The 19,663-nt window shown below is 61.5% G+C and carries 23 protein-coding genes; 4 read left to right on the top strand and 19 right to left on the bottom strand.

Features of this window, described 5'->3' with window-relative positions:
- Positions 1-200 precede the first annotated feature (200 nt).
- Positions 201-1,814 (top strand): DivIVA domain-containing protein, encoded by a 1,614-nt coding sequence (locus ACMT3I_RS04065; RefSeq protein WP_414803154.1) that lies wholly within the window; start codon positions 201-203, stop codon positions 1,812-1,814.
- Between the two features lie 23 nt (positions 1,815-1,837).
- Complete coding sequence (locus ACMT3I_RS04060; RefSeq protein ID WP_414803153.1) at positions 1,838-2,887, top strand: AI-2E family transporter; 1,050 nt, start codon at positions 1,838-1,840, stop codon at positions 2,885-2,887.
- Here the strand turns inward: ACMT3I_RS04060 and ACMT3I_RS04055 are convergent.
- From ACMT3I_RS04055 to rpsB, 9 genes are all read right to left on the bottom strand, one after another.
- Positions 2,884-3,624 carry an alpha/beta hydrolase gene (locus tag ACMT3I_RS04055; RefSeq protein ID WP_414803526.1) on the bottom strand — a complete coding sequence of 247 codons (741 nt, stop codon included), beginning with the start codon at positions 3,622-3,624 and terminating at the stop codon, positions 2,884-2,886. The genes ACMT3I_RS04060 and ACMT3I_RS04055 overlap by 4 nt on opposite strands.
- 50 nt (positions 3,625-3,674) lie before the next feature.
- Positions 3,675-3,974: a hypothetical protein gene (locus tag ACMT3I_RS04050; protein ID WP_414803152.1), complete on the bottom strand. Its 300-nt coding sequence runs from the start codon at positions 3,972-3,974 to the stop codon at positions 3,675-3,677.
- 38 nt (positions 3,975-4,012) lie between these two features.
- Entirely contained in the window at positions 4,013-4,603 is a 591-nt protein-coding gene (locus ACMT3I_RS04045) for a lytic transglycosylase domain-containing protein (protein ID WP_414803151.1), read from the bottom strand.
- 168 nt (positions 4,604-4,771) lie between these two features.
- Positions 4,772-5,311, bottom strand: coding sequence for a DivIVA domain-containing protein (locus ACMT3I_RS04040; protein WP_414803150.1), 540 nt, complete (start codon positions 5,309-5,311; stop codon positions 4,772-4,774).
- 48 nt (positions 5,312-5,359) lie between these two features.
- Complete coding sequence (locus ACMT3I_RS04035; protein ID WP_414803149.1) at positions 5,360-6,340, bottom strand: phosphatidate cytidylyltransferase; 981 nt, start codon at positions 6,338-6,340, stop codon at positions 5,360-5,362.
- 15 nt (positions 6,341-6,355) lie between these two features.
- Positions 6,356-6,910, bottom strand: coding sequence for a ribosome recycling factor (frr, locus tag ACMT3I_RS04030; RefSeq protein WP_414803148.1), 555 nt, complete (start codon positions 6,908-6,910; stop codon positions 6,356-6,358).
- 33 nt (positions 6,911-6,943) lie between these two features.
- Positions 6,944-7,660 (bottom strand): UMP kinase, encoded by a 717-nt coding sequence (gene pyrH, locus ACMT3I_RS04025; RefSeq protein WP_414803147.1) that lies wholly within the window; start codon positions 7,658-7,660, stop codon positions 6,944-6,946.
- A gap of 171 nt (positions 7,661-7,831) precedes the next feature.
- Entirely contained in the window at positions 7,832-8,659 is an 828-nt protein-coding gene (gene tsf, locus ACMT3I_RS04020) for a translation elongation factor Ts (protein ID WP_414803146.1), read from the bottom strand.
- Positions 8,660-8,670: 11 nt separating this feature from the next.
- The gene (rpsB, locus tag ACMT3I_RS04015; protein ID WP_414803145.1) at positions 8,671-9,579 is read right to left on the bottom strand and encodes a 30S ribosomal protein S2; all 909 of its coding nucleotides are present in this window, start codon (positions 9,577-9,579) and stop codon (positions 8,671-8,673) included.
- A gap of 308 nt (positions 9,580-9,887) precedes the next feature.
- Here rpsB and ACMT3I_RS04010 point away from each other — a divergent pair, with 308 nt between their 5' ends.
- Complete coding sequence (locus ACMT3I_RS04010; RefSeq protein WP_414803144.1) at positions 9,888-10,451, top strand: murein hydrolase activator EnvC family protein; 564 nt, start codon at positions 9,888-9,890, stop codon at positions 10,449-10,451.
- A 20-nt stretch (positions 10,452-10,471) separates the two neighbouring features.
- Here the strand turns inward: ACMT3I_RS04010 and ACMT3I_RS04005 are convergent, their stop codons facing one another.
- The 5 genes from ACMT3I_RS04005 to ACMT3I_RS03985 are packed head-to-tail and all read right to left on the bottom strand — an operon-like array spanning position 10,472 to position 15,543.
- Complete coding sequence (locus ACMT3I_RS04005; RefSeq protein ID WP_414803143.1) at positions 10,472-11,377, bottom strand: tyrosine recombinase XerC; 906 nt, start codon at positions 11,375-11,377, stop codon at positions 10,472-10,474.
- 9 nt (positions 11,378-11,386) lie between these two features.
- Positions 11,387-12,319 carry a phosphodiesterase gene (locus ACMT3I_RS04000; RefSeq protein ID WP_414803142.1) on the bottom strand — a complete coding sequence of 311 codons (933 nt, stop codon included), beginning with the start codon at positions 12,317-12,319 and terminating at the stop codon, positions 11,387-11,389.
- 37 nt (positions 12,320-12,356) lie between these two features.
- The gene (gene dprA, locus ACMT3I_RS03995) at positions 12,357-13,655 is read right to left on the bottom strand and encodes a DNA-processing protein DprA (RefSeq protein ID WP_414803141.1); all 1,299 of its coding nucleotides are present in this window, start codon (positions 13,653-13,655) and stop codon (positions 12,357-12,359) included.
- A complete protein-coding gene (locus tag ACMT3I_RS03990; RefSeq protein WP_414803140.1) occupies positions 13,652-15,187 on the bottom strand; it encodes a YifB family Mg chelatase-like AAA ATPase in 1,536 nt (511 codons plus the stop codon). Before ACMT3I_RS03990 ends, dprA begins: the two co-directional genes overlap by 4 nt.
- Positions 15,187-15,543: a YraN family protein gene (locus ACMT3I_RS03985; RefSeq protein ID WP_414803139.1), complete on the bottom strand. Its 357-nt coding sequence runs from the start codon at positions 15,541-15,543 to the stop codon at positions 15,187-15,189. The genes ACMT3I_RS03990 and ACMT3I_RS03985 overlap by 1 nt, the downstream gene beginning before the upstream one ends.
- Before the next feature lie 214 nt (positions 15,544-15,757).
- Here ACMT3I_RS03985 and ACMT3I_RS03980 point away from each other — a divergent pair, with 214 nt between their 5' ends.
- Positions 15,758-16,789: a DUF2776 family protein gene (locus tag ACMT3I_RS03980; protein WP_414803138.1), complete on the top strand. Its 1,032-nt coding sequence runs from the start codon at positions 15,758-15,760 to the stop codon at positions 16,787-16,789.
- 21 nt (positions 16,790-16,810) lie between these two features.
- Here ACMT3I_RS03980 and ACMT3I_RS03975 read toward each other — a convergent pair whose 3' ends face one another.
- The 5 genes from ACMT3I_RS03975 to ACMT3I_RS03955 all read right to left on the bottom strand — a co-directional run bounded on the left by ACMT3I_RS03975 (position 16,811) and on the right by ACMT3I_RS03955 (position 19,619).
- Entirely contained in the window at positions 16,811-17,134 is a 324-nt protein-coding gene (locus ACMT3I_RS03975; protein WP_414803137.1) for a DUF2469 family protein, read from the bottom strand.
- A 12-nt stretch (positions 17,135-17,146) separates the two neighbouring features.
- A complete protein-coding gene (locus ACMT3I_RS03970; protein ID WP_414803136.1) occupies positions 17,147-17,791 on the bottom strand; it encodes a ribonuclease HII in 645 nt (214 codons plus the stop codon).
- The gene (gene lepB / locus ACMT3I_RS03965) at positions 17,791-18,534 is read right to left on the bottom strand and encodes a signal peptidase I (RefSeq protein WP_414803135.1); all 744 of its coding nucleotides are present in this window, start codon (positions 18,532-18,534) and stop codon (positions 17,791-17,793) included. Before lepB ends, ACMT3I_RS03970 begins: the two co-directional genes overlap by 1 nt.
- A 76-nt stretch (positions 18,535-18,610) precedes the next feature.
- Positions 18,611-18,952: a 50S ribosomal protein L19 gene (rplS, locus tag ACMT3I_RS03960; protein WP_414803134.1), complete on the bottom strand. Its 342-nt coding sequence runs from the start codon at positions 18,950-18,952 to the stop codon at positions 18,611-18,613.
- Between the two features lie 148 nt (positions 18,953-19,100).
- Positions 19,101-19,619 carry a hypothetical protein gene (locus tag ACMT3I_RS03955; RefSeq protein ID WP_414803133.1) on the bottom strand — a complete coding sequence of 173 codons (519 nt, stop codon included), beginning with the start codon at positions 19,617-19,619 and terminating at the stop codon, positions 19,101-19,103.
- Positions 19,620-19,663: the final 44 nt, after the last annotated feature.

Below are 19,663 nucleotides of genomic sequence, written 5' to 3'. Positions count from 1 at the left end.
TCAGATGTCCTGCCGCAAAAATGGCCTTCTGGACAACAGACACGGACGTGCCACGATACCCGATACGTCTGAATAGACACTAGTAACCCCCTGAAAGGGAGGTGGGGACGGTAGCCGCCTGGACAGTCTAAAATTGAGACGGCCCTGTTTTGCTTTTCGTCATGACCGACGACGACAGCGCCCACTGACGAGGAGAGACTGTGCCGAACGACGAGGCTGAATTCACCCAGGTATTCCGTGGCTACGACAAGGACGAAGTAGACAAGGTCATCCAGGGTCTGCGCCGCGACCTGATCCAGGCGAACAACCAAGGGGTTGAAGCGTCCAAGGAGATCAAGCGTCTGAGCGCCCGCATCGACGACCTCAGCGCTGAGATTGAAGAAGTTGGCAGCCCGACGTTCTCGGGGCTCGGCACGAAGCTTGAGAACACGCTCCGTGTAGCGGAGGAGCAGTCGACCAGGGTGATCGCCCAGGCAGACATCGACGCCGAAAAACTGCGCACGTCAGCATCGGACGAAGCGCAGCGCGTTAAGAAGGACGCAGCAGAGCACGCCCAGCGCACGCTGTCCGACGCCACCGTCAAGGCAGCGCGCATCCTCGAAGATGCTCGCTCCGAAGCCGATGACTACATCTCGCGCGCACAGGAACAGCACGCCATCCTCACCCAGGAAGCCGTGCAGGAGGCAGCCGCCATTCGTGGTGCTGTTGCAACCGAGGCCGCAGAGCTGCGCTCAACAGTGAAGCGCGAAGCCTCGGCCATCCGCTCAGAAGCAGAGCGTGAAGCCGCAGAGGTGCGCGTCGTTGCCCAGCGCGAGGCGACAGAGGCACGAGAAATCGCAGCCGGCCTCACCAGTGAGACAGAACTGACTCGTGCGGAAGTCGCCCACGAACTCGACCAGCAGCGTGCAGATCTCGCCACGGAGACCGAGCAGGCCAGGATCGATCTCGCTGCAGAGACCGAGCAGGCCAGGATCGATCTCGCGACCGAGACCGAGAACGCCAGGATCGACCTCGCTGCAGAGACCGAAGAGGCTCGTGCAGCGCTGACGACCGAAATCGAACAGAGCCGCACCGATCTAGCCCGCGAACTCGACCAGGCCAGGGCCGAACTGAACGTCGAGCGCGAGCAGGCCAGGACCGACCTCACGCGCGAGATCTCCAAGAAGCGCGCTGCGCTTGCCCGCGAAGCCGAGCGCGCCGCAGCGGCCCTCGAAGCAGAGCGCGAGCAGGCTCGCGCCGACCTCGACCGCGAGAACGAGCAGGTCAAGGCTGACTTCGCCGCCGAGAGCGAGCAGCTCCGCATCGATCTCGAGAATGACCTCACCGCGGCACGCAAGCGTGGCGCGCATGAAGCCGCCAAGCAGAAGCGCGAAATCGACCAGACGAGGGCAGACCTCGAAGTTGAGCTCAAGGCCAGGCGAGACGAATCAGAGCAGGATCAGCTGACCCGTCACCAGGAGGCTGTGTCACAGACCCAGAGGTACCTTGACGAGGCTACGGCCCAGCTGACTGAAACGACCAAGCGCACTGCTGAGCTTCGTGAGCTCAACGACCAGCTGGACTTTGGCGCTCGGGAAGAGGCGAAGGCGCTGAAGCAGCTGTCCCAGGACGAGGCCGAGCAGATCGTGCTCGATGCCCGCGCAGCAGCGAAGGCACTCGTCGACGAAGCAGAGGCTCGCACCCGCGCGCTCGTGGCAGATGCTGAGGATCGACTCTCACAGATTAGGATTGAGCGCGACGCTGTCGCCGGCTACTTCGAAAGCCTGCGCGGTGTTCTCACTCAGGCAGAACGAGTGACGTCGACCGACGAGTAATTACGAAGCCGCGGGGAGTTTCAGTGAAGATTCAGAATGCCTTTCGCTTCGGTCTGATTGCCACACTTGGCGCTGGCCTCGGTCTGCTGATCATCACGTCGGTGATCACGCTGCAGACGATCATCACCTATGTCGGAGCGGCTCTGTTCCTCTCACTGGGACTCGACCCCGCAGTGTCATGGCTCGAGAAGAAGAAGTTCCCGCGGTGGGCAGCAATACTGAGTGTTCTGGTTGCCGTGATCGGCGTATTGACCGGCGTGTTCTTCGCGATCGTGCCGATTATCGTCGACCAGGTCGCGAAGCTCACCGAGAGCATCCCCAAGCTGGTTGATTCCGTCAACGCATCGACTCTGCTTGACGACATTCAAAAGCAGTTCCCCGGTGTCGATGTCCAGAAGATCACCAGCTCTGTCACCGATTTCCTCGGTGAGAATGTGACCAATATCACCGGCACGGTTATCCAGTCGGGTATTTCGCTCGTCAGCGGACTGTTCGGTGGCTTGATTATCCTGATCCTCACCCTGTACTTCACGGCATCTCTCGGTGCCATCAAGCGTGGCCTGTACCAGCTGGTCCCTGCCTCGAAGCGCGCACGATTTGCTGACATCAGCGAACAGATCACCACGTCGGTCGGTCGCTACGTCGTCGGTCAGGCCGCACTCGCTTCCTGCAACGGCGTGTTGAGCTTCATTTTCCTCACCATCATCGGGGCACCGTTCCCTGCAGTGCTGGCCTTCCTGGCGTTCATTCTTTCGCTCATTCCGCTGGTGGGCACAATCACCGGTTCAGTCATCATCGTGCTCACCTGCCTGATCCCCGGCATCGGCAGTTCGACACTGACCGCCTTCGTCGCAGCAATCTACTACCTCATCTACATGCAGGTTGAGGCATACGTGCTGAGCCCGAACATCATGAACCGTGCGGTGCAGGTGCCGGGTTCCGTCGTCGTTATCGCGGCTCTCGCCGGTGGTTCACTGCTTGGCCTGCTGGGTGCGCTCGTCGCCATCCCGGTTGCTGCATCGATCCTGATGATCATCAAGCAGGTCGTCATACCGAGGCAGAACGAGCTCTAGCGCGCTGGGGCCACTCGTGGGTCGTTTGCGGGGAGTTCGGTCGGCAGCGGTGCTGCTGCCGGGTTCACCGCCGAGACGATCTCGTTCAACACGCGTCGGCTCTGCTTCTCCCCCACCCATAGGTGGCGTCCCTCTGCGACAGGAATAACGTGCGCCGAGGGAACAGCGGCGAAGCGTTTGACGGCTTCGTCTGGCTGCAAATAGTCGTCAAGCTCGGGCACGAGAGCCACTAATGTGCGGGGATCATCCTTCCACGCCGCCAGCTCGGCATCGCTGGTGCGGTGCAAGGGAGGCGAGAGAAGGATGGCGCCTTCGATTGCGTAGTTGCGCCCGTACTTCAGCGCCAGCTCGGTTCCGAATGACCAGCCGACGAGCCAGGGGCGGGCAAGCCCGTGATCCTGGACGAATTCCATGGCTGCCGCAACATCCGCTGCTTCCTCGATGCCCTCACCGAATACGCCGTCGCTGGTTCCTCGCGGCGATGATGTGCCTCGGGTATTGAAACGCAGCACTGCAAGGTCCGCGAGTGCCGGAAGACGATTCGCTGCCTTCCGCAGTATGTGCGAGTCCATGAACCCACCGTGGGTGGGCAGTGGATGCAACGTGACGAGGGTTGCGACAGGGTCACGATCGGCAGGCAGGGCGAGTTCGCCGACCAGGGTGAGACCGTCGCTGGTGCGTAGCTCTATGTCTTCACGCCTGGCTGCCAGTTCGATCCCACTGCGGATTTCGATCATCTCTGTCACTGTGACTCCTGGTTCAGGCGCTGACGTTTGTTCAGGGGTTGTCATTTGAGTTTCCAGCAGTGCGAATGCCAGTGGCGCCGTGCAGCGAGATCGGCGGAGTCTCCCATGACCCCATCAGCTCGCCACGCAACAACGTGAGCGACGCCAGGCGCGATCTGCAGGTTGCAGCCGGGACACACGTAGCCTTTGACCGCCTGCTGCGCCGAAATGGTCTGGACGTTCCATGAGCCGTCTCGGCGCGACTCAGTCTTCTTCCAGCCGGCGATCATACGTGCGAGGCCGTCTTCTTCGTCGCCTGCGCCATTGGATCGGCGACCATGGGGACGATTACTGCGAGGCATTCGACAATTCTAGATGTGCACGTTGCGAGACAGAGTGCCTAGTACCAGCCGGCGTCTTCGGAGTGGGCCCAAGCACCACAGGGCGTCCCATAGCGGCCGCCGATGTAGCCGAGGCCCCATTCGATCTGGGTGGCAGCGCTGGTCTCCCAGTCAGCTCCAGCCGATGACATCTTCGAGCCGGGAAGAGCCTGCGGGATACCGTAGGCACCAGACGGGTTCGCGGCGTTAACGCGCCAGCCCGATTCGCGGTTCCAGAGCGAGACGAGACAGCTGTACTGCTCTTCGCCCCAGCCACGGGCAGCAACCGCGGTGTATGCATACGCCTGCGCTGACCCGGGGTCGGGGATAGCGGCTGCGGAGACCGAGAAAGTCTTCGCCGCCACGACGGGCGCAGGCTTCGGCTTCTCGGTCACCGTGAAACCGTCTCGGACGATCGTGTTCGTGTACTCACCCGCGACAGTGACGCGCTGCACGGCCTCGCCGCCGAAGCGATCACCGGCCACCTGGAAGTACGGGGATGCCGTTGCTCCGGAGTACGGATCGACGACGTTGACCATGACGAAGGCGAACGCTGCGGTGAAGGCGAACAGCGAAAGTGCTGCTTTGCTCCGCGACGGCGGCCTGTGCATCTGAGGCTTGGCCGGCCGTGGCATCTGTGGAGATGCAGGCCGAGAGAGGGCTATCTCGGGTCGGACGGGCACAGATGCCCTGATCGGCTGGAATTCGTTCGCATGTCTACCCACGATAAAACGACCCTAGCCGAGATCTCAGGTAACAGCCAGATAACAGGCCGATGATCAACGAACCGCCAACATCACTTCGACAACGGCGTCCATGACCGCGTCGACCTGGTTCTCGCGGTAACCGCCGCGCTGTGGCCGGAATACGGCAGTGCGCACGTCATCGACTGTGATGGGGAAGCCATCCTGAAAATACTTGACGAGCCGGTTTGCAAAACGGTCGACATCCGCACGGTTGTAGCCAACGGTGAGGAAGCTCGTGCGCGCGAAACGGTGGCCAGGTTCACGGCTGAGTCGATTGATGACAACCTGTGCGGTCGCACGCGCCTCATCGAGCCTGGCGGCCTCGCCGACTGTAGCGGATGCGCGCTCTCGCTCCTTGGCCGCGAATGCGTCCTCAAGGCGCTCAAGCGCTGCATCGACGAGTTCGGGCGAGTAGCCGTCCTTCTTCATCGAGAATGCAGTGTGCCTGATGCTCTCGGCAGTGAGCTCGCCTTCACCGTCGTAAGCGCGTCGCGCGTTGACGAGGAAGTCCTCTACCTGCCCGGTGTCGTATCCGAGTACTTTTTTGCCCGATCGGGGAAACGTTGTGCTCACTGGGTTATTCTCTCCCACTCTGGCGCGACTTGTCGAAAGCAACGGGGACTACGCGAAAATCAGGAAGAGCGCATATGCGGCTGCAGCTGACGGAAGAATTGAGTCGAGACGATCGAGGAATCCGCCGTGTCCTGGCAGCCATGAGCTCATGTCCTTGATACCGATATCACGCTTGATCAGGGATTCGGCCAGATCGCCAAAGGTTGCAGTCAGCAACATCACCAGACCGAAGATGATCCCAAACCACCAGGGTTGATCCAGCATGAACAACGCGAGCAAAATTCCTGCGATCAGACACGCTGTTGCAGCGCCCGCGAAGCCTTCCCAGGTCTTTTTGGGGCTGATGCTGGGGGCCATGGGGTGCTTGCCGAATGACAGCCCGGCAGCATACGCGCCGGTGTCAGACGCAATAACCAGGATCAGGAACGCGAGCGTCCACCACTGGCCGTTGTCCTGCGCAGCCAGCAGTACAGCGAAGCTGGCCAGGAAGACGACATAGACCTCAATCAGCACACCCGCACCGATATCGCCCCATACCGAACTGGCTTGAGCCCTATGGGCAGGCCAGAACAGCAAGACCAGCCGCCAGAGCCCAATGAGGGCGATTCCCGCGAAGGTTGCGAACAGCTGGCCGCCTGCACCCAGATAGAACGCCAGAGGCACGACAGAGACGGCTGAGATCACCACGGGGATCCTGGGCACGTTGCGCCCGGCCCTGCGTAACGCCTCAGCCAGTTCAAATGCGGTGAATCCGGCGATCAGCACGGCCACGATCATGAACAGCTCTTTGATGAAGATCAAACTGAACAGCATTGCCAGGCCGAGCACGAGACCGATCAGAGTGGCCAGGATCAGATTACGACCGGTTTTGGCCGCAATTCGCTCGTTCGTTGCATCGATCTGGGCGCGCGTCGCCTGCATCTGCCGCTCGATGTCAGCCTTCGCAGACTTGACCTGCGCCCGAATTTCGGCGCGACTGACACCATGGCCGCGCGGTTGGCGCGATTCCCCCTCTGGCGTGGGCGTCATGGTGTTCACTCTCCCCTAGATCTCGAGGAGTTCCGCTTCCTTGCGCTTGAGGGCTTCATCGATTGCATCGATGTGGCTCTTGGTCACCTGCTCGAGTTCCTTTTCGGCGCGGGCCACCTCGTCATCGCCGACCTCGCTCTTGAGCGCGTCGAGTTCATCCTTGGCCTTGCGACGGATGTTGCGCACCGAGATCTTGGCATCCTCTGCCTTGGTGCGCACGAGCTTGACGAACTCCTTGCGGCGGTCGGCCGTGAGCTCTGGCAACGTTGCGCGAATGACGGTGCCGTCGTTGCCGACGTTAGCGCCCAGGTTCGGGGTGTCGCGGATTGCCTGCTCGACGTCGCGCAGTGCGCCCTTGTCGTACGGGGTAATGAGCATGGTGCGGGCTTCCTGGTTGTGCAGGGAAGCGAGCTGGCCCAGAGGAGTCGGTGTGCCGTAGTAGCTCACCAGGATCTTCTGGAACATCATGGGGTTTGCACGACCGGTACGTACATTCCCGAAGTCTTCTTTAGCTGCGTCGAGCGCTTTGCTCATACGAGTGCTGGTGTCTGACAGGACATCCGCGATCACGGTGACTCCTTAGGGTTTGGGACTTGACTAATTCTAGTTGGAGACGAGCGTGCCGATATCGGACCCGAGAATTGCAGCCGTGACGTTGCCGTCAGGTGCCATTCCGAAGACCTGCATCGGCATCCCGTTGTCCATGCACAAGCTGAAAGCCGTTGAGTCGACGACCTTCAGTCCGCTCTGCAGCGCTTCCTGGTAAGTGATGGCGTCGATCTTGTGTGCATCGGGGTTGGTGCGGGGGTCGTCCGAGTACACGCCGTCAACGCCATTCTTGGCGACGAGTACAACGTTGGCGTCGATCTCAAGGGCACGCTGGGCGGCGACGGTGTCGGTCGAGAAGTACGGGAGACCGGCACCGGCACCAAAGATGACGACGCGACCCTTCTCGAGGTGGCGCTCAGCGCGGCGCGGGATGTACGGCTCTGCGACCTGGGTCATAGCGATGGCTGACTGCACGCGGGTCTCAGCACCAGCCTGCTCAAGGAAGTCCTGCAGGGCGAGCGCATTCATCACGGTGCCGAGCATGCCCATGTAGTCGGCACGACCGCGGTCCATACCGCGCTGCGACAGTTCTGCCCCGCGGAAGAAGTTGCCACCACCGACCACGATCGCAACTTCGACGACCTTCGCGGCCTCTGCGATTTCGCGGGCAAGCGCACCGACGACGTCAGGATTAACACCGAGCGATCCACCCCCGAACGCTTCTCCGGAGAGCTTCAGAAGTACCCTGCGCTTTTTTGGTGACTCGATCATGCGGTGAAACCTTCCATTGCGACTTGCCCGTACGGCTGTCGTCCGTGTACTACGTGTGCTGCTCAAACATGTGCTGCTTAAACTACCGGTGCCGCCCGACTTCGAACTGGGGGCGCGCACAGAAAAGGAGACCGGATTGCCGAGGCAATCCGATCTCCTTCATTGTGAAACTTAGGCGCCGACCTTGAAGCGGGCGAAGCCCGATACGGTCAGGCCTGCGTCTGCAAGAACCTTGTTGACGGACAACTTGTTGTCCTTCGCGTAGTCCTGCTCGAGGAGAGCGACCTGCTTGAAGAACGCGTTGACGCGGCCTTCAACGATCTTCGGAAGGGCAGCCTCAGGCTTGCCTTCGTTCTTCGAGATCTCGGTGACGATCTTGCGCTCGGACTCAACAGCCTCTGCGGGAACGTCTTCGCGAGCCAGGTACTCCGGGTTGGCGAACGAGATGTGCTGCGCAATGCTGCGAGCGGTCTCTGCGTCGTCACCTGAGTAGCCCAGAACAACGCCGACCTGCGGTGGCAGGTCCTTGCTGGTCTTGTGCAGGTAGATAGCGAAGTTCTCTCCGGTGACGAATGCGACGCGACGCAGTTCGATCTTCTCGCCGAGGATTGCTGCTTCATCGTTGATGAGGTCAGCAACGGTCTGCGATCCGGCCGGTGCAGCGAGTGCTTCTTCGAGCGTGGTGGCGCCGGCTGCGGAAACCGCATCCAGGACCTTCTCGCTCAGCGCAACGAACTTGTCACCCTTTGCAACGAAGTCGGTCTCGCAAGCGAGCTCGATCAGCGTGGCGGTGTTGCCGTTCTGCTTGGCTGCGACGAGTCCTTCAGAGGTTGAACGGTCAGCGCGCTTGGCGTTGCCCTTTGCACCCTTGAGGCGAAGGATCTCGACGGCCTTCTCCATGTCACCCTCGGCTTCGACGAGAGCGTTCTTGGTGTCGACCATTCCAGTGCCAAGGCGCTCACGGAGAGCCTTGACGTCTTCGAGGCTGAAGTTTGCCATACCGGGATTCCTTACTTGGTCTCTTCTGCGGCGACGGTCTCTGCAACTACTGCAGCAACTTCGCCCTCAATGAAATCAGCTTCTGCAGCTGCGACGCCTGCGTCTGCAACCTTCTCGGTCTCAGCTGAGGCCTGTGAAGGAGTTGCGTCAGCGTCAGCGGTCTCTGAAGCCTGGAGAAGCTCTGCTTCCCATGCTGCCAGCGGCTCTACTTCGACGCCTTCTTCGGGCTTCTGGTGACGCTGGATGAGGCCCTCAGCTGCTGCGTCCGCAATGATGCGGGTCAGCAGGCCGACCGAGCGGATGGCGTCGTCGTTGCCCGGGATCGGGTACTGGACGTCGTCCGGGTCGCAGTTGGTGTCGAGGATTGCGATAACGGGGATACCAAGCTTGTGCGCCTCGTCAATCGCGAGGTGCTCCTTCTTGGTGTCAACGATCCAGATTGCCGACGGGGTCTTCGTCAGGTTACGGATACCACCGAGGCTCTTCTGCAGCTTCACAAGCTCACGCTTCTGAATGAGAAGTTCCTTCTTGGTGTAACCGCGAGTCGTGTCGTCGAAGTCGACCTCTTCGAGTTCCTTCATGCGAGCCAGACGCTTTGAAACGGTCTGGAAGTTGGTGAGGAGGCCACCGAGCCAACGCTGGTTGACGTAGGGCTGGCCCACGCGGGTTGCCTGCTCGGCGATAGCGCCCTGAGCCTGCTTCTTGGTACCAACGAAGAGGATGGTTCCGCCGTGTGCGACGGTCTCCTTGACGTAGTCGTACGTGCGGTCGATGTGCACGAGGGACTGCTGCAGGTCGATGATGTGGCTGCCAGAGCGCTCGGTCAGGATGAAGCGCTTCATCTTCGGGTTCCAACGACGAGTCTGGTGTCCGAAGTGGACGCCGCTGTCGAGCAGCTGGCGGATTGTTACGACGGCCATGAGCCGTACTCCTTATCCGGTGTTCCTGCGTGGCAGGCAAAACACCAATCGGTTTCTGCGATGATCGGATGACCATCACACCTGGCGCCCAGCACACCTCCGCCTCACCCTTGCAGGGCTTGGACCGATGGAAGTGTGCACGAACGGGCGCGCGTAGTCAGCGCATGAGCGCTGCAGGGAAAATCTTAGCACCCCTTGAGCGACTTTCGCGGCCAGACCACTCCCTCACCAGGCGTGAGGATCGCTTCACTCTCCACCGTTTGCACGACGACGGGTCTCGCGGTCATTCCGCCGGTGAACCTGATGTGGTGAAACTCATCAAGATCGCGCCGCTCTTCATGCTGATAGCGGCCCTCGGTATCTCGTCGTCCAGCGCACAATTCGGCGACCGCACGTCAGCTTCGAGCCTGGCACCCGTCACCAGCCTGGGCCCAGCCACCAGATTGGCTTCAACTGCTGAACCTCAATGGCTCTGGCCTCTGGCGCCCCCGCATCAACTCGTCGGCGGCTATGTGGCTCCCTTGACCGCATACTCTGCCGGCCATCGTGGCATCGATATTGCAACTGCGGCCGCCGACCCTGTGTTCGCTCCGCACAACGGCGTTGTCTCGTTCGCGGGCACAGTCGTCGACCGTGGCGTCCTGTCGCTCGCCATCGATGGCGATTACCTCGCAAGTGTGGAGCCTGTCATACCGCTGGTAGCTGTGGGTGAGAGCGTCGTCAGTGGCCAGGTCATCGCCGAGGTCGCCGCTGGTGGGCATTGCGAGGCGGGCTGCCTCCATTTCGGGGTTCGCCTGCACGGCAGATATGTATCGCCGCTGGTGGTCCTCGGAAAAGTCCCCAGGGCCGTACTGCTGCCCCTGGACTGGTGAAGCGGTCGTGACGGCGGTGCTCAGGCGCGCGGATGCGAGAGCTTGTAGCTCTCTTTAAGGCGTTCGGCCGAGACGTGGGTGTAGATCTGCGTGGTGCCGAGGCTCGCATGGCCGAGCATTTCCTGTACAGCGCGAAGGTCTGCTCCCCCGTCGAGTAGATGGGTGGCAGCCGTGTGACGAAGTGCATGGGGGCCGGCCGGTCCGTTGCCGGGGACCTCAGTCAGGATGCCGGCGACGAGGCGATAGACCGATCTGGTACCGAGCCGCGTGTGTTGTGAGCTGATGAACAGGGCGTCCAGTCCCGTGGCCGGCCGCAGCAGCGGCCTGGCATTCCGGAGGTAGTCCACTATCGCGGATTGAGCGGGAACTCCAAATGGAACAACGCGCTCTTTCGCGCCTTTTCCGAGCACCCTCACCGTCAATCGATCAAGATCGACGTCCGTGACATCAAGCCCGACGAGTTCCGAGACCCGCAGCGCAGACGCGTAGAGCAATTCGATGACAGCCAGGTCTCGAAGCGCAGAAGGGTCTGCTCCGGCTGCACGGTCATTCAACGAGCCGAGCAGCTCGTCCATCTGCGTTCGGTTGATCACGCGGGGCAACGAACGCCCCGGTTTCGGTGATCGCAACCTGACTCCGGCATCCGTCGGCGTCACGCCGGTGCGTTCAAGCCAGGCGGTGAATCCGCGCGCCGATGCCGCGCGCCGCGCGAGCGTTGCCTTCGCCAGTCCTGCCTGGGTTCCTACCCAGAGCCACTCCCTGAACAGTTCGAGCGTAAGCGCGTCTGTACTTTCGATATCGTTGTCGGCCAGAAAAGAGCACAGCTGCGCCAGATCGGTGCGGTATGCCCGAATAGTGTGCGCCGAGAAGCCGCGCTCAAGCGCGAGCGCAGTGACGAATTCGTCAGCGGCAGCAGTGATCTGCATCTCGGTGCCTCACAGGTGCCGGGAGAACGCGTCGAGGCGGTCCTCTGGGCTGAGTGCCTCGAGTCGTTCAAGATAGGGCTCGTCGAAATGAGCAGCCGTCGGAAAGCGACCGATAGGAACGACTGAGTGCACGATCTGGTCGTCGTAGACGTGCACCAGGTTGAGAGATTGTCCGCCGTCGACGCCGGTGAGCTCACGCGTGGGCCCACTGAGATCCATCGTGTAACACGTCGCTGCAGCGACGGACACGGGGATCCCGGCGAACATTCCGGTTGTCGCATAGTGAAGGTGGCCGCCGAGGATAGCCCGCACATCGGATCCGGTGAGTACAGCGGCCAGGGAATCCTGCTGCTGCAGTTCAAGGATGCTCATGAGCGGGATCGGGGTCGGGACCGGTGGATGGTGCAACGCAAGCACCGTACCGAGAGGTGCGGGGGTGGCCAGAACATCGGCGAGCCACACGAGTTGCTCCGTGGTCACATCGCCGTGGTGGAATCCGGGAACACTCGTATCGAGGGCGATGATCCGCAAACCGCCGCAGTCGATCACACGGTCGACAGGACGCCCGGAGAATTCGGACTCTGGCTCGTCGAGCAGTTCGGCACGGAACGCGTGTCGGGCGTCGTGGTTACCCATCACCCAGATGAGTTCTGCGCCCAAACGCTCTGTCGTCGCTTCGATGATTCCGCGCACGCGCCGATAGGCCTCTGGCTCTCCCCTGTCGGCGACGTCGCCTGTGATGACAAAGGCATCGGGGCGCAGGCCGGACCGTTCAAGCTGCTCCATCGCCTGTCGCACGGTGCTGTCTGTATCGATGCGGCCGTTCAGTGCGGCACCGCCAGCTAGAAAGTGGGTGTCGCTGATATGCGCAATAAGTCGCACTGCCGGGGAGTGCGAACCCAGGTGAACCGCGGCCATGAAGCGCCTTTCGTCGATAGGCATCCACCCTATGACCTGCCACCGTCATTTCTGGCGTGCATCATTTCTGGCGTGCGCGGGCGTCCCCCTTTCTCGCCTTCGGCGCGAGCACCCAGCCGTTCTCGCGTTCAGCCACCGCACCGGCCAGCTCGAGGAACGCGAGTGTGCTTGTCACAGTCGTGACAGACAGCCCTGACCGCCGCGCGACGTCGATGCTGTAGCGAGGCGAACGAGTACTGAGCGCATCGATCAGTCGCGTCTCGTCGCTGGTGTACTCGCCGGATCGGTCGGCGACATTGGTGCCGGCCCCGGCCTGCCCATCACCAGAACCGCCGTCGTCGTCGACCAGAGCAGCCATCTCTGCTGCGTTCGTCACGCAGACCGCGTCGTATTCACGCAGCAGCCGGTGACATCCAGCCGATGACGGCGAGGTAACGGGCCCGGGCACAGCACCCAGAGGTCGTCCCATTTCGGCAGCGTGCGATGCAGTGTTCAGCGACCCGGAACGCCAGCCGGCCTCAATCACGACTGTGGCGTTGCTCGATGCTGCGATGAGCCTGTTCCGTTGCAGGAAGCGCCATTTGGTGGGCTCTTGGCCACAGGGAAGCTCCGAAACGATGCAGCCGGACTGCGCGATCTTCGTAAGTAAATCGTCATGACCGCGAGGATAAAACCTGTCGAGGCCACCGGCCAGGAACGCAACTGTCAGTCCTCTGCTGGCCAGCGCAGATCGATGGGCCATCCCGTCAATTCCGTAGGCCGCCCCAGAAACGATTGCGTAACCGCGGTCGACAAGGCCGGATGCCGCCTCCATCGCTACGTGCTCTCCATAGCCAGATGACGCTCGCGCACCGACGAGCGCGATTGAGTTGTCGAGCGCACGGAGCGCGTCGGGTATCCCTCGCCACCACAGTGCGATCGGGGCGTGTTGCCCGAGGTCAGCCACCTGCACAGGCCACAGCGCGTCGCCGGGAACCACAAGTTGCGCCGAGACGCGCCTCGCCTGCCCAAAGGCCCTCACGACATCAACCGAGTTCAGCCTGGGTCGCCACCGCTCGATCCCGCCGGCGATGCTCTCGACGCGCAAGGCTTCGCCTTCGGGGTCGGCGGCCTCACCCTGCTCCATGAGTGCCGCTTCCCAACGCTCAGGTTGGGCGGTAGTCAATACGAGCCTGAGAGCAGCCGCGGCTCCGAGCGTGTTGACCACGAGACCGGCAACACCATCACCGGGTTCCGCGATGCAGGTCCACGCTGCGCGAGCGAATGCCTCTGCCGGGTCGATACCGGTGTCATCCGACATCCCTCGAACGCCTGCAAGCAGGCCGAGGACATCTGACTCCGGCAGGTTGAAGATCGTCATGACGCTATTCCTCTCCGCAGGTACAACGCCTGACCGATGTCATCGGCCGACGGAACGCTTTGCCCCGCCAAATCGGCGATTGACCAGGCAACACGCAATATTCGGTCGTAGCCACGCATAGTGATGCCGCCGCGTTCCAGCGCCCGGTCAAGACCCACGGTCGACGCGTGAGCCAGCCTGGTACGTCGGCTGCGAAGCCAGCTTCCTGGCACCTGGGAGTTGAGCGTCCACGGCGTTGCAGCCAACCGCTCCCCCGCAGCAGCCCGCGCCGTGATCACATTCGCCCTGACACTCGCACTGGTGCGCCTGGGGCCATCCTGTGAGAGCCGCAGTTGAGCAGCGGTGATCCGTCTGACCGTGAGTTGGATGTCGATGCGGTCAAGCAACGGCCCTGACAACCGAGCCAGATAACGACGCCTCGAATTCGGCGCGCAGGTGCATTCCTGGTCTTGCGCGCCGAACTGACCACACGGGCACGGATTAGCCGCCATCACCAGTTGGAATCGGCCGGGAAAGTGCGCGACACCATTGGCTCGGTGGATGCTGATGAGTCCTGATTCGAGAGGTTGCCGCAGTGCGTCGAGCACCGCCGCAGCGAACTCGGGGGCTTCGTCGAGAAACAGCACACCGTGTGCCGCCCTGGCCGCTGCACCCGGTCTGATGATTCCGCTGCCGCCACCCACCATGGCGGCTGCCGTCGCCGTGTGGTGTGGCGCCTCGAGCGGTGGCCTGGTGATGAGTTTTGAGCCGATGCCGAATCCGGCAAGCGACCGCACTGAACTCACTTCCAACGATTGCTCAGGCCCCAAATCGGGGAGCAATCCGGGCAGGCGGCCAGCGAGCATCGTCTTGCCGGCACCGGGCGGGCCGAGCATGAACAAGTGGTGGCTACCCGCCGCTGCAATCTGGAGAGCCTGAATGGCTTCTTCATTTCCGATCACATCGGCCAGGTCGAGATCGTCTGGGGACTCGGTTGCACTCGGTGAGAGCTCGATGGGCGACACATCGACAGGATCGAGTTCACCGCCGTGCCAGATTGCTGCCTCTCTGAGCGAACTGACGCCGATCACTGTGACGCCAGGCACGAGAGCGGCCTCCGCCGCACTTCCGGTCGGAACCATCACAGTGTGGTGACCTAGCCTGCCTGCGGCGATGACCGCAGGCAAGATTCCGGGGATCGGGCGCAGCCTGCCATCTAGTGCGAGTTCGCCGATGTGAACGACCCCCTCAACCGACGTCGCGGAAATCAGCTGATCGGCCGCCAGACAGGCCAGCGCAATAGCCAGATCGAACCCTGCACCGTGCTTGGGAAGGGAGGCAGGTGACAGGTTGATCGTCAGCCTGTTGCGAGTGAGTGGGCAGCCGGAGTTCTTTGCAGCCATCCGGACGCGCTGGGTCGCCTCCGACAGCGCAGCATCCGGGAGCCCAATCAGCACCATTGCAGGAAGCTGACCTGAAATGTCAGCCTCGACTTCGACGAGCGAACCAGTGACGCCCAGTAGCGCAATGGAATATGTGCGGGCCAGTCCCATCAGAACACCCCGATCAGGTGTTCGATGACGGGTTCGGTCCCGCTCACGGAGACGATGGCAATCACGTCGATGCGGATCCGGGTTGGCCATTCATTGCTCTGCTCACACCACGCCCCGGCCAACCGCCTCAGCCTGCCGAGTTTCGCCACGGTGATCGCTTCGAACGGATGCCCGTAGTTCAGGCTCGACCTGGTCTTCACCTCGACGAACACCACCTCGCCACCACAACGCACAATGAGATCGATCTCTCCCTCTGCACAGCGCCAATTGCGCTCGATCACTTCGTAGCCGCCTCGCACAAGGAAGCCCGCCGCCCATTCCTCCCCTTGCCTGCCGAGTTCGTCCTTGCGTGCCATGAGCACCTCCCACTGCCACTGTGATGCCAGACGACACGGCGGTCGTCCCGTGGCATGCAGTCTGCATAGTTCGGCCATAACCCGTCGCTGTTAGGGAGCTTCCCCGAGCCTGACTGCTCGCGGTCATTGATTGGATGCAGTCGCAGGGTCAGACTGGGGAAGATTAGGGGTGCAGTTCACGCGCAATCATGGGGAGAACACGATGAATCATGCAGTGAGTGTAATTTTTCGGGCAATACCACTCCTGATGGGAGCCATCTGTCTGGCCTTCGGCCTGTACATTCTGGCTGGCCCGAACGATGCCAATCACTTCGTCGCCGGGCACGTGAATATCGGCCTGACGGCGATCTGTTACGCCTTGTTCACCACGGCCGCCACCATCATCAGGCAGCTCATCAAACGCTATGGCCGGGTCTGGGAAATCGTCCTTCCCCTCTCTGGCTACGTCGTCGCCGTTGCTGCGATCGTCTGGGGCATCGTATTGGCCAACCAGGCAAGTACGCCAGAAAATCTCACTGCAGGCTTCGTTGTGATCGGTATCGGCTTCATCGCCACGTGCGTCAGCACCGTCGCAACAGCATCAACCAAGTTCACGCTCATCAAAGCGTCAGGTGCGCTACAGCCCACCGATGGCCCGCCGCACGGCGCATACTCGCGCACAGTCGGCAGCATTCTGATCGCAGTTCCGATCGTTGTGGCACTCGTCGGCTATGGTCTGGCGATCGGGCTATTGCTGCGTGGAGACACTCCCGGATTCGTCGCGGGGCACGTCATGATCGGGTTGGCGAGCATCTGCGCCGCGCTCATCGGCCTTGTGGCCAGCATCGTGCGCCAGGTGCGCAATGAATTCGCCGAGGGCGAGAGATTCGCCTGGACCTGGCTGGTAGTTGCTATGGGAACAATCAATGTGCTGCTCGGCCTTTTCGTGCTCTTCAGTTCAAGCGAGCCGTACCGACTGGCGCCTGGCGTCGTCCTGATCGGGCTGGGCCTCATCTGCTTCAGCATCCTGTCGAAGGTGCTGCTGCTCGCGCTCGTCTGGCGTCAGACTTTCGCGCTGGCCAATCGCATCCCGCTGCTGCCCATCGGAACAGCGCTCACGTGCCTGTTCTTCGCAGCGTTCCTCTACGAGGCGGCCGGAACAGATCCCTCATACTTCGTCGGCGCGCACGTGCTTACCGGCCTCGGTGCGGTGTGCTTCACGCTGTTCTCGATCGTGTCGATCCTTGAAGCCGGAACGTCAGACTGATCTCTCGCGAACGGCACATCGCTACTCGTCGAGTGCGAGTTCCTTCGGGAGCTCAAAATCCTTCGTCGCCAATTCTTCGACGTTGACGTCTTTGAAGGTCAAAACCCTGACCGACTTCACGAATCGATCTGACCTGTAGACGTCCCAGACCCAGACGTCTTTCATCGTCAACTCGAAGTAGAAGTCATGCTCGGTGTCTCGACGCACAAGCTCTACCTCGTTCGCGAGGTAGAAGCGCCGTTCGGTCTCAATGACGTACTGGAACTGCCCGACGACATCGCGGTATTCGCGGTACAGGGCAAGCTCGACCTCGCGGTCGTAGTCCTCGAATTCGTCTTCGTCCATGGTGAGCCAATCTTACGCTGAGATCTTGAGCCAGGTCTTGCGGTGGTGCTCGCTCGGACCCAGTTCGACAATCGCACTCATGTGGCCTGCGCTGCCGTAGCCCTTGTTGGACGCCCAGCCATAGCCGGGTTCGCTCGCATCAGCTTCAATCATCAGGCGATCGCGGTGCACTTTGGCGATGACGGATGCCGCAGCAACCGAACCGCAGTCCCTGTCGGCCTTGACCCGTGTGACAACGTTCAGCGGGGTCTCGAGTGCCCGGTTGAGCCAGTCGTCGCTGCCATCGAGCAGCACAACGCTTGATTGGATGTCGACACCAGCGGTGAAGAGCAGGCCCAGCGCACGCTTGCCAGCCAGGCCGAGCGACGCCATGATGCCGAGCGCATCAACCTCAGCCGCCGAGGCCACGCCAACGGCCGAATACGGGGCCCACTCGGCAGCAACCGGAGCCAAGGCTTCGCGTCTGGCCTCGCTCAGCATCTTCGAGTCTCTGATGCCGGCGGGCAGAGGTGCTGTCGTTGCGTTGAAGACGGCGACACCGACGGCGACAGGACCGGCAAGCGCGCCACGTCCTACCTCGTCGCAGCCGATGACGCAGGCTGCGCCTGCGGCAAGCATCGCGAGTTCGACGTCGAGTGTCGGGTCGGAGACAGCCATTATTTGGTCCCATCCTCGACGCCGCGGAACACGTCTGGATAGTTATCGAGCCACGTCCAGCGCGACACGGGCCAGGAGACGACAATCGCGCGCCCGACGACATCGTCAATCGGCACGAAACCCTTACCAGGCGTATCGCCGTTGTAACGCGAGTCTTTCGAGTTGTAGCGATTATCGCCCATCACCCAGAGCGAGCCTTCGGGAACGATGACGTCGAAGTCGTCCTTCGAGACGCTCGTCGCCCCAACAGGCAGCTTGACGTATGGCTCGTCAAGGGGAACACCATTGACGCTCATCTGCCCCAGGGCGTTGCAGCACTCGACATGGTCGCCCGGCAGACCGATCACGCGTTTGATGAGGTGATCGTTGCTATCGGGAGCAGAGAGCCCGACGACAGACAACATCCACTCGACACCGGCGACGATCGGGTTCTGCTCGATCGGGACCGTAGCTTGCAGCCATCCGCCCGGATCTTCGAAGACGACGACGTCGCCGCGCTGAATCGGCATCATCGACGGCTCGAGCTGATTGACGATGATCCTGTCGTTCTTGAGCAACGTGTTCTCCATCGACCCAGAGGGGATGTAGAACGATCTGATCAAGAACGTCTTGATGAGGAACGAGACCAGAAGCGCGACCACAAAAATGATCAGGAGGTCGCGTATGAAAAGTACGACGCCGCGCTTTCTGCGCTGTGAATCTTGCCGGCGATCTGTTCGCGTTGGCACTGTGTTGTCTGTCATTAAACCGCCTGAGCTCCTCACCCAGTTTAGGGGTGAGGAGCTCAGTCAAAATGCGATCAGAGGCCGAAGGCCCTGATTAGCGCTTTTCCTTGATCTTGGCCTTCTTGCCACGCAGGTTGCGCAGGTAGTAAAGCTTCGCGCGACGAACGTCACCGCGGGTGACGATCTCGATCTGCTCGATGACCGGGGAGTGCACCGGGAAGGTACGCTCGACGCCGACCTGGAAGCTGACCTTGCGAACGCAGAACGTTTCGCGAACGCCTTCGCCGGAGCGGCCGATAACGACGCCCTGGAAGACCTGGACACGAGAGCGGGTGCCCTCAACGATGTTGACGTGAACCTTGACGGTGTCGCCTGCGCGGAAGTCGGGGATGTCCGACTTCAGGGACGCGGCGTCCACGTGATCGAGAATATGCATGATAATTCGCTCTCTGTAACCGCCACAGGTCGACTACGGATGTAAGTGTGAGTGAAAAGGCCGCTCGTTGCTGCTCCCCTGTGGCAGAGGCATGCAGCGGCACAAACGCCTATTCTGCCATGTGAGTGCCTGTGCAGCCAAACCGGACCTATTCTTCGTTCGGCTTCTCCTGCACGACGATGACGTTCGGGTCTGGCGTTCGGGTGAATCCGGGGCCGTGCGTGGGGTCCTGCATATCGCTGACGCGCGGCGACGGAGGACGCGCAGCTGCCTCAAACTGATCCATCGTCGCGCGCATCCGACGCCTCGCAGTGTCGACAAACTCCCAGATGGAGAACCAGAAAGCAAACAGGCCGACGATGATGACAAGCACAGACAGCCACGGGGATGACGCGGCGTAAAACCCGGACGCGATGATGAGCGCGTGCCAAACCGCGAGCACCCCGACATCCGGCCAGGACACCGCTCTAGCAAGTCGGACGTCTTTCCTGGCGTAGATCAACAGTGCGACGACGAGAAGGGCGATTCCCACTGCGATTGCGGCGAAGAGCACGCCGAAGATTCCCCAGCCGCCCTCACCGAAGATGGGCCAGCCGATAAGCAGCCAGAGAGGCAGCACGATTACAGCGGCGAACTGCCAGTAGTAGAAGAGTTTCCGAATGGCCACGAAATCAGAATATCCGGGTAGTCATTGAAACTGCCGGGAGTTCG

Source organism: Leifsonia sp. A12D58 (genome assembly GCF_047530025.1).
Taxonomy (GTDB): domain Bacteria; phylum Actinomycetota; class Actinomycetes; order Actinomycetales; family Microbacteriaceae; genus Cryobacterium.
Note: the sequence above shows the minus strand (reverse complement) of the source record. Positions and strands in the feature narration are given on the sequence as shown.

Bases quoted from the DNA above. Each gene is read 5' to 3' on its own strand.
- ACMT3I_RS04055 (WP_414803526.1), bottom strand. From the start codon at position 3,624: ATGATCGAAATCCGCAGTGGGATCGAACTGGCAGCCAGGCGTGAAGAC.
- ACMT3I_RS04050 (WP_414803152.1), bottom strand. From the start codon at position 3,974: ATGCCTCGCAGTAATCGTCCCCATGGTCGCCGATCCAATGGCGCAGGC.
- ACMT3I_RS04045 (WP_414803151.1), bottom strand. From the start codon at position 4,603: ATGCACAGGCCGCCGTCGCGGAGCAAAGCAGCACTTTCGCTGTTCGCC.
- ACMT3I_RS04035 (WP_414803149.1), bottom strand. From the start codon at position 6,340: ATGACGCCCACGCCAGAGGGGGAATCGCGCCAACCGCGCGGCCATGGT.
- pyrH (WP_414803147.1), bottom strand. From the start codon at position 7,660: ATGATCGAGTCACCAAAAAAGCGCAGGGTACTTCTGAAGCTCTCCGGA.
- tsf (WP_414803146.1), bottom strand. From the start codon at position 8,659: ATGGCAAACTTCAGCCTCGAAGACGTCAAGGCTCTCCGTGAGCGCCTT.
- rpsB (WP_414803145.1), bottom strand. From the start codon at position 9,579: ATGGCCGTCGTAACAATCCGCCAGCTGCTCGACAGCGGCGTCCACTTC.
- ACMT3I_RS04005 (WP_414803143.1), bottom strand. From the start codon at position 11,377: ATGCAGATCACTGCTGCCGCTGACGAATTCGTCACTGCGCTCGCGCTT.
- ACMT3I_RS04000 (WP_414803142.1), bottom strand. From the start codon at position 12,319: ATGCCTATCGACGAAAGGCGCTTCATGGCCGCGGTTCACCTGGGTTCG.
- dprA (WP_414803141.1), bottom strand. From the start codon at position 13,655: ATGACGATCTTCAACCTGCCGGAGTCAGATGTCCTCGGCCTGCTTGCA.
- ACMT3I_RS03990 (WP_414803140.1), bottom strand. From the start codon at position 15,187: ATGGGACTGGCCCGCACATATTCCATTGCGCTACTGGGCGTCACTGGT.
- ACMT3I_RS03985 (WP_414803139.1), bottom strand. From the start codon at position 15,543: ATGGCACGCAAGGACGAACTCGGCAGGCAAGGGGAGGAATGGGCGGCG.
- ACMT3I_RS03975 (WP_414803137.1), bottom strand. From the start codon at position 17,134: ATGGACGAAGACGAATTCGAGGACTACGACCGCGAGGTCGAGCTTGCC.
- ACMT3I_RS03970 (WP_414803136.1), bottom strand. From the start codon at position 17,791: ATGGCTGTCTCCGACCCGACACTCGACGTCGAACTCGCGATGCTTGCC.
- lepB (WP_414803135.1), bottom strand. From the start codon at position 18,534: ATGACAGACAACACAGTGCCAACGCGAACAGATCGCCGGCAAGATTCA.
- rplS (WP_414803134.1), bottom strand. From the start codon at position 18,952: ATGCATATTCTCGATCACGTGGACGCCGCGTCCCTGAAGTCGGACATC.